This is a genomic window from Micromonospora sp. NPDC051924, assembly GCF_055586005.1.
On the sequence record NZ_JBVJJA010000025.1, the window covers coordinates 14,652 to 27,983 of the forward strand.

General features: G+C 74.3%; 14 protein-coding genes. 7 read left to right on the forward strand and 7 right to left on the reverse strand.

Annotated elements, in window-relative coordinates:
* Positions 1 to 51: 51 nt before the first annotated feature.
* The gene (locus ACZ6S5_RS20330) at positions 52 to 1,110 is read right to left on the reverse strand and encodes an aldo/keto reductase (RefSeq protein ID WP_466002576.1); all 1,059 of its coding nucleotides are present in this window, start codon (positions 1,108 to 1,110) and stop codon (positions 52 to 54) included.
* A gap of 102 nt (positions 1,111 to 1,212) precedes the next feature.
* On the opposite strand from ACZ6S5_RS20330, the gene ACZ6S5_RS20335 reads away from it, so the two are divergent.
* Positions 1,213 to 1,749 carry a hypothetical protein gene (locus tag ACZ6S5_RS20335; protein WP_466002577.1) on the forward strand — a complete coding sequence of 179 codons (537 nt, stop codon included), beginning with the start codon at positions 1,213 to 1,215 and terminating at the stop codon, positions 1,747 to 1,749.
* Between the two features lie 33 nt (positions 1,750 to 1,782).
* Here ACZ6S5_RS20335 and ACZ6S5_RS20340 read toward each other — a convergent pair whose 3' ends face one another.
* Both ACZ6S5_RS20340 and thrS read right to left on the reverse strand, forming a co-directional pair.
* Entirely contained in the window at positions 1,783 to 2,256 is a 474-nt protein-coding gene (locus tag ACZ6S5_RS20340) for an HIT family protein (RefSeq protein WP_466002768.1), read from the reverse strand.
* A gap of 220 nt (positions 2,257 to 2,476) precedes the next feature.
* On the reverse strand, positions 2,477 to 4,489 hold the full coding sequence (gene thrS, locus ACZ6S5_RS20345) for a threonine--tRNA ligase (protein WP_466002578.1): 2,013 nt from the start codon (positions 4,487 to 4,489) through the stop codon (positions 2,477 to 2,479).
* A 215-nt stretch (positions 4,490 to 4,704) separates the two neighbouring features.
* Between thrS and ACZ6S5_RS20350 the strand changes: the two genes are divergently transcribed.
* A complete protein-coding gene (locus tag ACZ6S5_RS20350) occupies positions 4,705 to 5,676 on the forward strand; it encodes a DUF1775 domain-containing protein (protein WP_466002579.1) in 972 nt (323 codons plus the stop codon).
* 314 nt (positions 5,677 to 5,990) lie between these two features.
* On the opposite strand, the gene ACZ6S5_RS20355 is transcribed toward ACZ6S5_RS20350, so the two are convergent.
* On the reverse strand, positions 5,991 to 6,920 hold the full coding sequence (locus tag ACZ6S5_RS20355) for an ADP-ribosylglycohydrolase family protein (RefSeq protein ID WP_466002581.1): 930 nt from the start codon (positions 6,918 to 6,920) through the stop codon (positions 5,991 to 5,993).
* 73 nt (positions 6,921 to 6,993) lie between these two features.
* On the opposite strand from ACZ6S5_RS20355, the gene ACZ6S5_RS20360 reads away from it, so the two are divergent.
* The 3 genes from ACZ6S5_RS20360 (at position 6,994) to ACZ6S5_RS20370 (ending at position 9,617) form a co-directional block, all read left to right on the forward strand.
* Entirely contained in the window at positions 6,994 to 7,683 is a 690-nt protein-coding gene (locus tag ACZ6S5_RS20360; RefSeq protein WP_466002583.1) for a response regulator transcription factor, read from the forward strand.
* A gap of 29 nt (positions 7,684 to 7,712) precedes the next feature.
* A complete protein-coding gene (locus ACZ6S5_RS20365) occupies positions 7,713 to 9,104 on the forward strand; it encodes a HAMP domain-containing sensor histidine kinase (RefSeq protein WP_466002585.1) in 1,392 nt (463 codons plus the stop codon).
* Positions 9,105 to 9,338: 234 nt separating this feature from the next.
* The gene (locus ACZ6S5_RS20370; protein ID WP_466002587.1) at positions 9,339 to 9,617 is read left to right on the forward strand and encodes a hypothetical protein; all 279 of its coding nucleotides are present in this window, start codon (positions 9,339 to 9,341) and stop codon (positions 9,615 to 9,617) included.
* Here the strand turns inward: ACZ6S5_RS20370 and ACZ6S5_RS20375 are convergent.
* Positions 9,574 to 10,599, reverse strand: a complete 1,026-nt coding sequence (locus tag ACZ6S5_RS20375) for an adenosine deaminase (protein WP_466002589.1) — start codon at positions 10,597 to 10,599, stop codon at positions 9,574 to 9,576. The genes ACZ6S5_RS20370 and ACZ6S5_RS20375 overlap by 44 nt on opposite strands.
* Positions 10,596 to 11,426, reverse strand: coding sequence for a trans-aconitate 2-methyltransferase (locus ACZ6S5_RS20380; protein WP_466002591.1), 831 nt, complete (start codon positions 11,424 to 11,426; stop codon positions 10,596 to 10,598). Before ACZ6S5_RS20380 ends, ACZ6S5_RS20375 begins: the two co-directional genes overlap by 4 nt.
* Before the next feature lie 84 nt (positions 11,427 to 11,510).
* On the opposite strand from ACZ6S5_RS20380, the gene ACZ6S5_RS20385 reads away from it, so the two are divergent.
* Both ACZ6S5_RS20385 and ACZ6S5_RS20390 read left to right on the forward strand, forming a co-directional pair.
* The gene (locus ACZ6S5_RS20385) at positions 11,511 to 12,494 is read left to right on the forward strand and encodes an aldo/keto reductase (RefSeq protein WP_466002593.1); all 984 of its coding nucleotides are present in this window, start codon (positions 11,511 to 11,513) and stop codon (positions 12,492 to 12,494) included.
* A gap of 91 nt (positions 12,495 to 12,585) precedes the next feature.
* Positions 12,586 to 12,783, forward strand: a complete 198-nt coding sequence (locus ACZ6S5_RS20390) for a hypothetical protein (RefSeq protein ID WP_466002595.1) — start codon at positions 12,586 to 12,588, stop codon at positions 12,781 to 12,783.
* Positions 12,784 to 12,889: 106 nt separating this feature from the next.
* Here the strand turns inward: ACZ6S5_RS20390 and ACZ6S5_RS20395 are convergent, their stop codons facing one another.
* A complete protein-coding gene (locus ACZ6S5_RS20395; protein WP_007075740.1) occupies positions 12,890 to 13,093 on the reverse strand; it encodes a cold-shock protein in 204 nt (67 codons plus the stop codon).
* Positions 13,094 to 13,332: the final 239 nt, after the last annotated feature.

The following is a 13,332-nucleotide window of genomic DNA, read 5'->3' on the forward strand; positions in this document are numbered from 1 at the left end:
GGCCACTATTTCCGTGAATTTGTACGGATCTTGGCCGCGTGGCGTGAGGCGTCAGGGGCGGGCGGCGGGAACGGGGGGCATCGGCCAGTGCGGGCGATCGGCGTCCCGCAGGGCGGCCGAGCGCAGGGCGGCGAGCTGGCGTTCCACCTCGGCGAAGTGGTCGGCGGCGAGCGGGCCCCAACGCAGCGCCGCCGCGTTCTCCTCGACCTGGGCGACCGTGCGCGCCCCCGGGATCGGCACGGTCCGGCCGCTGCGCGCCCAGATCCAGCCGAGGGCACCCTGGGCGAGGGTCCGGCCGTCGGCGGTCAGCGCGCCCCGCACGGCGGCCACCCGGCGCAGCCACTCGGGCGCCGGCCGGCCGCTGCGGAACCACTCCAGCCAGGTCGGCGCGGTGCCCCGCACGTCGTCGCGGGGCAGCGTGGACTCCGGCGTGTACTTCCCGGTCAGCAGCCCCATCCCGAGCGGCCCGCGGGCGATGCTGGCCAGGTCATGCTTGTCGCAGGCGGCCAGCATGGCCGGTGCGTCGCGAAGCACCGACAGGCCGTGCTGCACCGCCGTGGCCCGGCGGGCGACCTGGGCGAACGCGCCGGCCCGGTCGGCCCGGTCGGTGCTCCAGCCGTACGCCCGGACGAGCCCGTCGGCGACCAGCTCCTCGAGGGTGTCGATCAGCGCCTCGGCACGCGGCACCGGCAGGTCCCCGAGGTGCAGCTGGTAGAGGTCGATCCGGTCGGTGTCCAGCCGGCGCAGCGAGTCGGTGACCGCCCGGCGCAGGTACCCGGGCGAGGCGTCCTCCCCGGTGGCCTGCCGGGTCGCCTCGTCGAAGGTGTAGCCCCACTTGGTGGCGATCACCGCCCGATCGCGGCGGCCGGCGAGCGCCCGGCCGAGGATCCGCTCGCCGTGCCCGGCCCCGTACGTGTCGGCGGTGTCGAAGAGGGTCACCCCGAGGTCGAGTGCGCGGCGGACCGCCCGTACCGACTCCGCGTCGTCGACCGCGCCCCAGCCCAGCGGCCGGGACCCCTCCGCCCACGGCCCGCCGATCGCCCAGCACCCCATGCCGAGGGCGCTGACCTCGATGCCGCTGCGGCCCAACGTCCGCGTGCTGACTGCCATCGCCGCATCCTGCCACTTCGAGCACACTTGACGGGAAGGAAGTCACGACGCGTGCAGCCCGCAGGCACGGTCGGTCGGCGGCCCGTGACCGGCGGAGGAACGATGAGCACGACGACGGACGAGATCGACCGGGCGACCGAGGTGCGGCCGGTGCCGCGCTGGGTGGCGCCCACCTTCGTGGCGCTGGCCCTGCTCACCCTGCCCTGGATCGGCTACCTGGCGCTGACCCTGCCCCGGCACACCGTGACCGTGCACTACCGGGCCGCCTGGGTCGGCTTCGACCTGGGCCTGGTGGCCCTGCTCGGGCTGACCGCCTGGCACGCGTACCGGGGTGACCGGCAGGTGGTGCTCGCCGCCGCCGGCACCGCGACCATGCTGGCGGTGGACGCCTGGTTCGACGTGGTCACCACCCCGCGCGGCCCGGACCTGGTGGTGTCGGTGCTGCTCGCCGTACTGGTCGAGCTGCCGCTCGCCGGGGTCTGCCTCTGGATCGCCCGGCACGGTGACCAGATGGTCGCCCGCCGGCTGCGCCAGCTCGCCGTCCGCGCGCAGCTCGCGACCGACCGGGCCGAGTCGGCCCAGCGCACCGCCGCCACCGCCCGCCGGCGGCTGGCCCGCGTCCGGGGCCGGCTGCGCTGAGGTACGGCCGGCGCGCGGCCGCCGGCGCCCGGGTCAGACCGGCCAGGCCTTGGCGAACAGGTCCCGGGTGTCGGCGAGCAGCTGCGGCAGCACCTTCGTCCGGCCGATCACCGGCATGAAGTTGGCGTCCCCGCCCCAGCGCGGCACCACGTGCTGGTGCAGGTGGGCGGCGATGCCGGCGCCGGCCACGCCACCCTGGTTCATGCCCAGGTTGAAGCCGTGCGCGTTGGAGACCCGGCGGACCACCCGCATGGCGTCCTTGGTGAACGCGGCCAGCTCGGCGGTCTCCGGGACGTCCAGCTCGGTGTAGTCGGCGACGTGCCGGTACGGGCAGATCAGCAGGTGGCCCGGGTTGTACGGGTAGAGGTTGAGCACCGCGAAGACGTGCTCGCCCCGGGCGACGATCAGGCTCTCGTCCGGCGGCAGGCCGGGGGCACGGCAGAACGGGCAGCCAGTGGGCTTCTCGTAGCCGCCCTCGGGACGGTCCTCGCCCGAGATGTAGGTCATCCGGTGCGGCGTCCAGAGCCGTTCCAGCCCGTCCGCCAGACCGTTGTCGGTGCCGTCCTCGAACCGTCGATCCGCCCCAGTCACACCGCAGATCCTACGGCCGTCCCGCCGGGGCCGGCCGCGGGCGCACGGCAGGACCGGGCACCGGCGGCCGGCCCCGGAGACGCGACACGGCGGCGTCCGGTCGCCCGGAACGCCGCCGTGTCGGCAGGTCGTACGGTCAGCCCTCGGCCGACGGCCCCGCGTTGGTCCGCGAGGTGACCACGTCGACCACGTGCGCCACCGCCTCGGCGATCGGCACGCCGTTGCGCTGCGACCCGTCCCGGTAGCGGAAGGAGACCGTGCCGGCGGCCACGTCGTCGTCACCGGCGATCACCATGAACGGGATCTTCTGCTGCTGGGCGTTACGGATCTTCTTCTGCATCCGGTCGTCGCCCGCGTCGACCTCGGCCCGGATCCCCTGCTTGCGCAGCGTGGTGACGAAGTCCTGGAGGTAGTCGGCGTGGTCCTCCCGGATCGGGATGCCCACCACCTGCACCGGGGCGAGCCAGGCCGGGAACGCGCCGGCGTAGTGCTCGGTGAGCACGCCGATGAAGCGCTCGATCGAGCCGAACTTGGCGCAGTGGATCATGACCGGCTGCTGGCGCGTGCCGTCGGCCGCCTGGTACTCCAGCCCGAAGCCCTTCGGCTGGTTGAAGTCGTACTGGATGGTCGACATCTGCCAGGTGCGGCCGATGGCGTCCTTGGCCTGCACCGAGATCTTCGGGCCGTAGAAGGCCGCGCCGCCCGGGTCGGGGACGAGGTCGAGCCCGGTCTCCCGCGCGCACTGCTCCAGCACGGCGGTGGCGGTCGCCCAGTCCTCGTCCGTGCCGACGAACTTGTCCGGCTTGGCGTCGTCGCGGGTCGACAGCTCGAGGTAGAAGTCGTCGATGCCGAAGTCCCGCAGCAGGCTGAGCACGAAGCCGAGCAGGTGCTTGATCTCGGCCGGCGCCTGCTCCCGGGTGCAGTAGGAGTGCGAGTCGTCCTGGGTGAAGCCGCGCACCCGGGTCAGCCCGTGGATCACGCCCGACTTCTCGTACCGGTAGACGGACCCGAACTCGAACAGCCGCATCGGCAGCTCACGGTAGGACCGCCCGCGCGACCGGTAGATCAGGTTGTGCATCGGGCAGTTCATCGCCTTGAGGTAGTAGTCGCTGCCCTCCATCTCCATCGGCGGGAACATCGTGTCCTTGTAGTAGGGCAGGTGTCCCGAGGTGTGGAAGAGACCTTCCTTGGAGATGTGCGGGCTCCCGACGTACTGGAAGCCCTCCTCGATGTGGCGGGTGCGGACGTAGTCCTCCATGACCCGCTTGAGCACGCCGCCCTTGGGGTGGAAGACCGCCAGGCCGGAGCCGATCTCGTCGGGGAAGCTGAACAGGTCCAGGTCGGCGCCGAGCTTGCGGTGGTCGCGCCGGGCGGCCTCCTCCAGCAGCTTCAGGTACGCCTTCAGCTCGTCCCGGGTCGGCCACGCGGTGCCGTACACCCGCTGGAGCTGCGGGTTCTTCTCCGAGCCCCGCCAGTACGCGGCGGCCGACCGCATCAGCTTGAACGCGCCGATCAGCCGGGTGTTCGGCAGGTGCGGGCCCCGGCAGAGGTCCGACCAGCAGACCTTGTCCTCGTTCGCGGCGAGGTTGTCGTAGATGGTCAGCTCGCCGCCGCCCACCTCCATCACCTCGGAGGAGTCCAGCCCCTCCCCCTTGACGTCGATCAGCTCCAGCTTGAACGGCTCGGCGGCCAGCTCGGTCCGCGCCTCGTCCAGGCTGGTGAAACGGCGCCGGCGGAACCGCTGGCCGGACTTGACGATCTCCTGCATCCGCTTCTCGAGCTTGGCCAGGTCGTCCGGCTGGAACGGCTTGTCGACCTGGAAGTCGTAGTAGAAGCCATTCTCGATGGGCGGGCCGATGCCGAGCTTGGCCTCGGGGAAGACGTCCTGCACGGCCTGGGCGAGCACGTGCGCGGTCGAGTGGCGCAGCACGTTCAGCCCGTCCGGGGAGTCGACGGAGACCGGCTCGACGCTGATCTCCTCAGCCGGCTTCCAGTCCAGGTCGCGCAGCTGGCCGAGCGGGTCACGGACCACCACGACGGCCTTCGGGCCGGTCATCGGCAGTCCGGCCGCGGCCACCGCGTCGGCCGCCGTCGTCCCGGCGGCGACGACGACGGGGTCGGCCACGACGGGGGTACGGGGTGCGGACACGGTGACTCCTGTCGTCGATGGGTATCGGAGGTGCCGGTTGCCGGCCCCTGCGATGCTATCGGTCGCCCGTACCGCACCGTCGGCGACGCCGCGTCGTCCCGACCGGTGGCCCCGGCGAGTTCCGTCCCCCGTTGAACCTTTCCGTGCTCCGGACCGAACTACCGGGTGTGGCCGGAGCCGGTGCCGGCCCGCGTTCGAGACGGATGGGGGCGACCATGCGGATGAACCGTCGGGGCCGGTGGTGGGCGGTGGCGTTGCTCGCCGCCGCGGTGGGGGCGGCGGGCTGGCCCGGCGCCGCGAGCGCGGCCGAGGTGACGGTGACGACCTCACCCGCGCAGGTGCGCCAGGGCGACGCGATCGAGTTGGCCGTGGTGCTGCCCGAGGTGCGGTCCGGCAGCCGGACCACCCGGATCGAGCTGCGGATGCCGGCGGACGCGCCGATCGGCGAGGTCTACCCCCTGTCGGTGCCGGGCTGGGCGCCGAGCATCACCACCCGCTCCCTCGACCGGCCGGTCGCCGGCATCCACGCCGCCGAGCTGGACCAGGTGACCGACGCGGTGACCTGGATCCGGATGCCCGGGGCGGCCGGCCCCGCCCGGCTGTCGCTGGGCATGGGCCCGATGCCGGCCACCGACCGACTCACCTTCCAGGTGGTCCAGACGTACGCCGACGGGACCGTGGTCCGGTGGGTCGACCCGCCGGGCGGCGCGCACCCGGCCCCGACGGTGCCGCTGCTGCCGGCGCTGCCGAACGCCGGCGGACACGACGGACACGACGGACACGACGGAACCCTCGCCGAGGCGCCGGCCGACGCGGCGGGACCGGCGGCCGGTCCGGCGGCGGGGCCGGCCGGCGACGACGGCCCGAGCGCGGATCTCCTGCTCGGTGGCGGCCTGCTCGCCGGGCTCGGCGGCGGCGCGGCCCTGGGCTGGCTGCTCAGCCGCCGGCGACGCGAAACGCTGACCCGCCCCGCCGCGGACGACGCCGCGGACGACGGGATTCCCGCCGGCGACGCCGCCGACGACAGGGCCCCCACCGACGACGCCGGCGATCCGGAGCCGGCCGACACGGGCGGGCCCCGCCGTGGTCGGGGCGACACCGGCGAGCCCTACCCCGCCCGGGGCGACACCGGCGAGCCCGTCCTCACCGCCGACGACCGGTCGACCGCCGCCGCGCCCGCCCACTGACCCGACCCCCCGCCCCGCCAACGCCTGCCGCTGGCGGGCCTGCGGAGGCAGCACTTTCCGGGAAAGTGCTGCCTCCACAGGCCCGAAGGGGCCACCTTCACGGAAAGTGCTGCCTCCGACCGGTGAAGGCCCCGGCGCACGAGGCCGCACGCCGGCGGAGGTGGCGCGGACGGACGCGAGCCCACGCTTTCCGGGAAAGAGTGGCCTCGCGGCAGCGGGTAGGGCCCTCTTCCGGGAAAGAGTGGCCTCGCGGCGGCGGGAAGGGCCCTCTTTCCAGGAAAGTGCGCGGATCTTGGAGGGCAAGGCGGGGCGGGTCAAGCGTGGGTGGCCAGCCAGGTGGGGAGCGGCTCGCGGGCGGCGAGCCAGCCGTCCGGGACGCCGCCCTCGGTGCCCACCCCGGTGTACGCGGCGACCACCCCGCCGACGATGGCCGCGGTGGTGTCCACGTCCCCGCCGGCCACCACGCAGGCCCGGATCGCGGACGGGTAGTCGTCGAGGTGGGTGGCGGCGGCCCAGAGGGTGAACGGGACGGTGTCCTGCGCGGTCACCCGGGAGCCGTTGCCGAGCGCGGCGACGGCATCCTCGGCCGGGTGCCCGAGCAGCGCCGCGGCCCGGCGTACGCCCCGGTGCACCGCGCCGACCGGGTCCAGCGCGCCGGCCACCGCACCGAGGAACCGCGCCGGGTCGGGCCGGTCCCCGTCGAGCCGGGCCCGGGCGGCCAGCGCGGCGGCCACCGCCACCGCGACCGCCCCGGCGATGCCCTCCGGGTGGGCGTGGGTCACCTCGGCGGCGGCGCGGGCCTGGTCGGCGGCGCGGCGGGTCGAGTCGGCGTACCAGGCGCCGAGCGGGGCGACCCGCATGGCGGCGCCGTTGCCGCAGGAGCCCTGCCCGTCGAACGCGGCGGCGGCGGCCACCGGCCAGGGGGTGCCGGTCCGGATCAGCCGCAGGATGGTCACCGCCCCCGGCCCGTACCCCCGGTACGGCTCGCAACGCTCGGCGAAGGCGAGCGCCAACCGGTCCCGGTCGATCCGCCCCGACGCGTTCAGCTCGGCGACCACGGAGCAGGCCATCTCCGTGTCGTCGGTCCACGGCCAGGGCGGCGCGGGCAGCCGGCCGGCGGCCAGGTCCGCCGGGCGCCGGCCGGGGACGAAGAACTGGGAGCCGAGGGCGTCGCCGACGGAGAGGCCGGCGAGCGAGTCACGGGCGAGCGCGAGGCGGGTGTCGGGGAAGAGGGTGAACGTCATCGCCGTCCCAGCTTGCCCCGTTCCGCAGAGTGCCGCAACGCGATCAACTTGCCACGCCGAGTACGGTGCTGACGTGGCAACCGTCCTCCTGGTCGAAGACGATCACGTCGTACGCGGCGCGATGTTGCGGTCCCTCACCGACCGGGGGCACGCCGTGCACGCCGTCGGCACGGCGCTGGACGCGCTGCGCCGGGTGGCCGCCGAGACGCCCGACCTGGTCGTGCTCGACCTCGGCCTGCCCGACCTGGACGGCTCCGACGCGCTGCGCATGCTGCGCGGCATCACCGACGTGCCGATCATCATCGCCACCGCGCGGGACGACGAGCAGTCCGTGGTCCGGCTGCTGCGGGCGGGCGCCGACGACTACATGGTCAAGCCGTTCACCGGGGCGCACCTGGACGCCCGGATCACCACGGTGCTGCGCCGGGCCGGCCGGGCCAGCCGGGCCGTACAGCCGGCCGTGCACACGGTGAGCGGCCTGCGGGTCGACGTCGGCGAGCGCAGCGCGGTGCTGGACGGCGAGCCGCTCGCGCTGACCCGCAAGGAATTCGACCTGCTGGCGTATCTCGCCGCACGTCCCGGCCGCGTAGTGTCCCGGCGGGAACTCTTGGAGGAGGTATGGCGGCAGCCATCGGTCGGCGAGGACCAGACCATCGACGTTCACCTGTACTGGCTGCGCCGCAAAATGGGCGAGTCCGCGGCGAAGCCGCGCTACCTGCGCACCGTGCGGGGGGTCGGCTTCCGGCTGGTGGCGCCGGACTGAGGTCGACGCTGGCCTGGCTCACGGCCGGCATGTGCAGCCTCGTCGCGCTCGCCTTCCTCGTCCCCCTCGGGATCACCCTCGGCGACCACTCCCGCGACGAGAAGCTGGACGACGCGGCCCGGCGCGCCGCACTGGTCACCGGCGCCCTCGCGGTCAGCACCGATCCGGTCGTCGTCCGGCGGGCGGTGGCGGCCAGCGGGGACGACCCGGCGCTGCGACCGGTCGTGCACGGCATCGGGGACGACGAGGCCCGCGGCCGGGCCGACGCGGCGACGCTGGCCCGGGCCGAGGCGGAGCGACACTCCCTGGTCACCGACGTGCCCGGCGGCGTGCTCCGGCTGGACCCGGTGGTGCTGGGTGACAAGGTGGCCGTGGTGGAGGTCTTCGTCCCCGACCGGGTGCTCGACGAGGGCGCCCGCGACCGGTGGCTGCTGCTGCTCACCGTGGCGGTGGCGCTGGTCGGGGCCGCGGTGATCGTGGTCGACCGGGTGGCCGCCCGCGCGGCGGACGCCACCGGGGAACTGGTCAAGGCGGCGCTCGCGGTCGGTGACGGCGACCTGGGGGTACGGGTCGAGCCCGCCGGCCCGCGGGAGCTGGCCGAGGTCGGCCATGCCTTCAACCGGATGGCGGAGCGCCTGGTCGCGCTGCGCGCCGACGAGCGGGAGCTGGTAGCCGACCTCTCCCACCGGCTGCGCACCCCGCTGACCGCACTGCGGCTGGACGCCGAGGCGCTGGAGTCCGACGACACGAGCATCGGCACGTTCAGCGAGGCGGAACTGGACCGCCGCCGGGGCATCCGGCGGATCCGGCAGGCCATCGTCACCCTGGAGGGCGAGGTCGACCAGCTGATCAAGACCACCCGCAAGGCGGTCAGCCAGGAGACCGGGCCGGCCAGCTGCGATGTCAGCGAGGTGGTCCGGGACCGGATGGTCTTCTGGTCGGCGCTGGCGGGCGACCAGAACCGGCCGCACCGGGTGACCGGCGCCCAACTGCGCATCCCGGCGCCGGTTCCCCGGGCCGAGCTGGCCGCCGCGCTCGACGCGGTGATCGGCAACGTCTTCCGCTACACCCCTCAGGGCACCGCGTTCGAGGTGGCGGTGAGCCGGCGCGACGGCTGGGTGGCGATCCGGATCGACGACGCCGGCCCGGGCATCGCCGACCCCGACCGGGCGCTGCGCCGCGGCGCCAGCGACCGGGGCTCCACCGGCCTGGGGCTGGACATCGCCAAGCGGGTCGCCTTGCAGGCCAACGGGTCGGTCAGCATCGACCGGGCCGGGCTGGGCGGGGCCAGTGTGGTGATGCTGCTCGCCGACCCGGAGGCGATTCCGCGGCAGGTCAACCGGTTCGGGCTGGTCGGCCGGATGGCCCGGGACGTGCGGGAGCAGAAGAGCAGTGCCCGCCGCTGGCCGCGGCCCCGCTGACCGGTCCGGTTGTGGGCCGACGCAAGTCTTCCTTAGATAAGGGTTAACGACGGCCGGCCGGCCACCCCGGACTGTCAGGATCAGGACCGAACCCATCAGTTCCACCGGCCGGGACGCCCCGTAACACCTCCGGTCGGTGGAGCGTGCGCGCGGCGGGAGTTCGGTCCCCCCACACCTCGCTCCCGTCGCGCGCCACTCCCCGTCGAACCGCACCCCGGGCGTGAGGTGACCGTGATGACACCGACCGTCAGCCGCCTGCTCCGCTGGGCCGCCGTGATCGGGGCGGGTGTCGCCCTCACGCTCGCCGTCTGGCAGGACCCGGTGCTCGCGTACGGCCCGGCCCGCCCCGGGCCCGGCGCGCCCGGACCCGGGCTGGCCGCCTCGGTCGGCGTGCTCGGGGTCGCCCTGGCGCTGTCCGGGCGGCGCCGGCCGCTACGGGTGTCGCGGCGGCCGGTGCCGTCCCGTCCGGTCAGCGTGTCGCGGCCGCCAGGTAGGCGTCGATCTCACCGTTGATCCGGGCCTGCTCGCCGGGCTCCAGGAACGACGCGACGACCGCGTCGCGGGCCAGCGCGGCGAGTCCCTCGGGGCCGAGGTCGAGCAGCCGCGCGGCCACCGCGTACTCGTCGTTCAGGGTGGTGCCGAACATCGGCGGGTCGTCGGAGTTGATGGTGACCGGCACCCCGGCCTCGACGAGCTGCCGCAGCGGGTGCTCCTCGATGGTGGCCACCGCGCGGGTGCGGACGTTGGAGGTGGGGCAGACCTCCAGCGGGATCCGCCGCTCGGCGAGGTGGGTCAGCAGCTCCGGGTCGAGCACGGCGGCGATGCCGTGGCCGATCCGCTCCGCGCCCAGCTCGCGCAGCGCGTCCCAGATCGTCTCCGGGCCGGTGGTTTCGCCGGCGTGCGGCACCGAGCGCAGCCCGGCCGCCCGGGCCTGGTCGAAGTACGGCTTGAACTGCGGCCGGGGCACCCCGATCTCGGGCCCGCCCAGGCCGAAGCTGATCAGCCCGTCGGGCCGCTCCTCCAGCGCGATCCGCAGGGTCTCCTCGGCGGCCGGCAGGCCCGCCTCACCGGGAATGTCGAAGCACCAGCGCAGGGCGATGCCGAAGTCCGCCTCGGCCCGCTTGCGGGCGTCCTCGATCGCCTCGCAGAACGCCGGCGCGGGGATGCCCCGGTGGACGTGGGAGTACGGGGTGACGGTCAGCTCGGCGTACCGCACCTGCTGCCGGGCCAGCTCCCGGGCCACCTCGTGGGTCAGCAGCCAGACGTCGTCGGCGTCCCGGATCAGGTCCACCACGCTGAGGTAGACCTCGATGAAATGGGCGAAGTCGCGGAACGCGAAGTAGTCGGCGAGCGCCTCCGGGTCGGCCGGGACCGGGCTGCGCCCCTCGTGCCGGGCGGCCAGCTCGGCGACGATCCGGGGCGAGGCGGAGCCGACGTGGTGCACGTGCAGCTCCACCTTGGGCAGTCCGGCGATGAAGGTGGGCAGGTCGGTCACGAATTCTCCTCTGCGCGGGCGCCGGTACGGGCCACCACGAAGATCCGGCGGAACGGGAAGTACACCTGACCCTGCCGCACCGGGTACGCCTGGGCGAGGCGTACCCCCAGCTCGGCGCGGAAGTCCGCCCAGCCGGCGGCGTCCAGCGCGGCCCGGACCGGGCGCAGCGCGGTCCCTTCCATCCAGGCGAGCACCGGGTGGTCCGCGTCGGCGGCGGCCGGGAGCAGGTGCACGTAGGTAGTCTCCCAGGCGTCGACCGCGCAGCCGGCACCGACCAGCAGCGCCGCGTAGTCGGCCGGGTCGTCGACGGGCGCCTCGCGCAGCAGCGGCGCGACGCTGTCGCGCCAGCGGTCCCGCCCGGCGACCTCGCGCAGCGCCCGATGCGACGGCGCGGCGAAGTTGCCCGGCACCTGGAACGCCAGCCAGGTCCCCGGCGGCAGCTCGGCGGCCCAGCGGGTGAGCAGCTCCTGGTGGCCGGGCACCCACTGGAGCACGGCGTTGCAGACCACCACGTCCACGTCCGGCTCCGGGTTCCAGGCCCGGACGTCGCCGATGGTGAAGGAGATCGGCTCGGCCAGGGCGCCGGCCCCGGCCAGGGCGCGGACCCGGGTCAGGGCGCGGGCCCGTGCGATCATCTCGGCGGAGGAGTCCAGGCCGGCGATCCGGCTGTCGGGCCAGCGACCGGTGAGCGTGGCGGTCAGCGTGCCCGGGCCGCAGCCGAGGTCGACGACCGCCCGGGGTCGCTCCGCCGGGACCCGGGCCAGCAGGTCGTGGAAGGGTCGGGAGCGCTCGTCGCCGTAGCGCAGATAGGTGGTCGGGTCCCACATGACTTCCTCCAAACCGTACGTACGTCTTGCTAGACCGTACGGCCCGACGCGCGGCTCGGCAAGGGCATCACTAGGCTCGGAGCCGTGGAACAGCGCAGCTTCGACCGGCTCGGCCGGCACGTCGGCATCGTCGGACTCGGCGCCTGGCAGCTCGGCGCCGACTGGGGCGAGGTCAGCGAGAGCGCCGCCCTGGACGTCCTGGCCGCCGCCGTCGACGCCGGGGTCACCTCCCTGGACACCGCCGACGTGTACGGCGACGGCCGCAGCGAGCTGCTGATCGGCCGGTTCCTGCGCGAGCACCCCGGGCACGGGCTCACCGTCGCCACCAAGATGGGCCGGCGGGTGCCGCAGACGCCGGAGGCGTACATCCTGGACAACTTCCGGGCCTGGACCGACCGCTCCCGGGCCAACCTCGGCGTGGACACCCTCGACCTGGTGCAGCTGCACTGCCCGCCCACCCCGGTCTTCGCCGACGACCGGGTCTTCGACGCCCTGGACACCCTGGTCGCCGAGCAGCGGATCGCCGGCTACGGGGTCAGCGTGGAGACCTGCGACCAGGCGCTCACCGCCATCGCCCGCCCCGGCGTGGCGAGCGTGCAGATCATCCTCAACGCGGTCCGGCACAAGCCCCTGGAGCGGGTGCTGCCCGTCGCGGCCGCGGCCGGGGTCGGCATCATCGCCCGGGTGCCCCTGGCCAGCGGGCTGCTCTCCGGCCGGTACGACGAGCACACCACCTTCCCGGCGAACGACCACCGGAACTTCAACCGGCACGGCGAATCCTTCGACGTCGGCGAGACCTTCTCCGGCGTCGACTACGACCTCGGCCTGGCCGCCGTGCGCCGGCTCGCCCCGCTGGTCGGCACCGAGCGCACCATGGCCCAGTTCGCGCTCCGCTGGATCCTCGACCAGCCCGGCGTCACCGTGGTCATCCCCGGCGCGCGCGACGCCGAGCAGGCCCGACGCAACGCCGCCACGGCCGACCTGGCACCGCTCACCGACGCGGAACTGGCCGCCGTCCGCGCGACGTACGACGAGCTGATCCGGCCGCAGGTCCACGACCGGTGGTGACCCCGGCCGACCGGCCGCGCGGCGCGGCGCCGCCGCGGGCCGACGCCGACGGGCATGCTGGGGCCGGACGGGCGTCGTCGGAAGGGGAACGATGAGGGGCTGGTTCCGGCTCACCGTGGGGCTGCTGGCCGTCGTGCTGGGCGCGCTCTGGACCGTCCAGGGGCTGGGCTACGTGGACGGCAGCGTGATGACCGGCCGGCGCGTCTGGGCGGTGATCGGCCCGGTGCTCGTCCTCATCGGACTCGTCGCCCTCTGGTACGGGATGCGGGCCCGCCGCCGGCGTGGCTGAACCCGGCGCGGCCGAGTCTGAAAACGAGCCACGGAAACGGAAAAGCCCCGCATCCCGAAGCGGGACGCGGGGCTTCGCGCCGGCCGGCGGGGGCCGGCTCGGTGGCTCAGATGGGGCGGACCTGCTCGGCCTGCGGACCCTTCTGACCCTGGGCGATCTCGAACTCCACCCGCTGGTTCTCCTCCAGCGTGCGGTAGCCGCTGGTCTGGATGGCCGAGAAGTGGACGAACACGTCAGCACCCCCGCCGTCGACGGTGATGAAGCCGAAGCCCTTGTCAGCGTTGAACCACTTCACGGTTCCCTGCGCCATGTGTATCTCCTTCTAAAACTGGCGGCCGAGCACGCCGTGCGGCCGATTGGCCGTTTTCGAGCAGCGGCGCCTGAGGCGGCCCCCGGTGAAGGAGACTTCTCTCAACCCACGCGTCTCTCAACAGCGTGAGACAGCAAACCACGTACGCAAAAACTTCGCACAGCCTACCCGACGAAATTCTCCGACATGTGACCTGACGGTTGCGGCAGATCCACTGGGTGGACCGGGCGGACCATGCG

Bases quoted from the DNA above. Each gene is read 5' to 3' on its own strand.
- ACZ6S5_RS20365 (WP_466002585.1), top strand. From the start codon at position 7,713: ATGTGCAGCCTCGTCGCGCTCGCCTTCCTCGTCCCCCTCGGGATCACC.
- ACZ6S5_RS20340 (WP_466002768.1), bottom strand. From the start codon at position 2,256: ATGACCTACATCTCGGGCGAGGACCGTCCCGAGGGCGGCTACGAGAAG.
- ACZ6S5_RS20330 (WP_466002576.1), bottom strand. From the start codon at position 1,110: ATGGCAGTCAGCACGCGGACGTTGGGCCGCAGCGGCATCGAGGTCAGC.
- ACZ6S5_RS20370 (WP_466002587.1), top strand. From the start codon at position 9,339: ATGACACCGACCGTCAGCCGCCTGCTCCGCTGGGCCGCCGTGATCGGG.
- ACZ6S5_RS20350 (WP_466002579.1), top strand. From the start codon at position 4,705: ATGCGGATGAACCGTCGGGGCCGGTGGTGGGCGGTGGCGTTGCTCGCC.
- ACZ6S5_RS20395 (WP_007075740.1), bottom strand. From the start codon at position 13,093: ATGGCGCAGGGAACCGTGAAGTGGTTCAACGCTGACAAGGGCTTCGGC.
- ACZ6S5_RS20335 (WP_466002577.1), top strand. From the start codon at position 1,213: ATGAGCACGACGACGGACGAGATCGACCGGGCGACCGAGGTGCGGCCG.
- ACZ6S5_RS20380 (WP_466002591.1), bottom strand. From the start codon at position 11,426: ATGTGGGACCCGACCACCTATCTGCGCTACGGCGACGAGCGCTCCCGA.
- ACZ6S5_RS20390 (WP_466002595.1), top strand. From the start codon at position 12,586: ATGAGGGGCTGGTTCCGGCTCACCGTGGGGCTGCTGGCCGTCGTGCTG.
- ACZ6S5_RS20355 (WP_466002581.1), bottom strand. From the start codon at position 6,920: ATGACGTTCACCCTCTTCCCCGACACCCGCCTCGCGCTCGCCCGTGAC.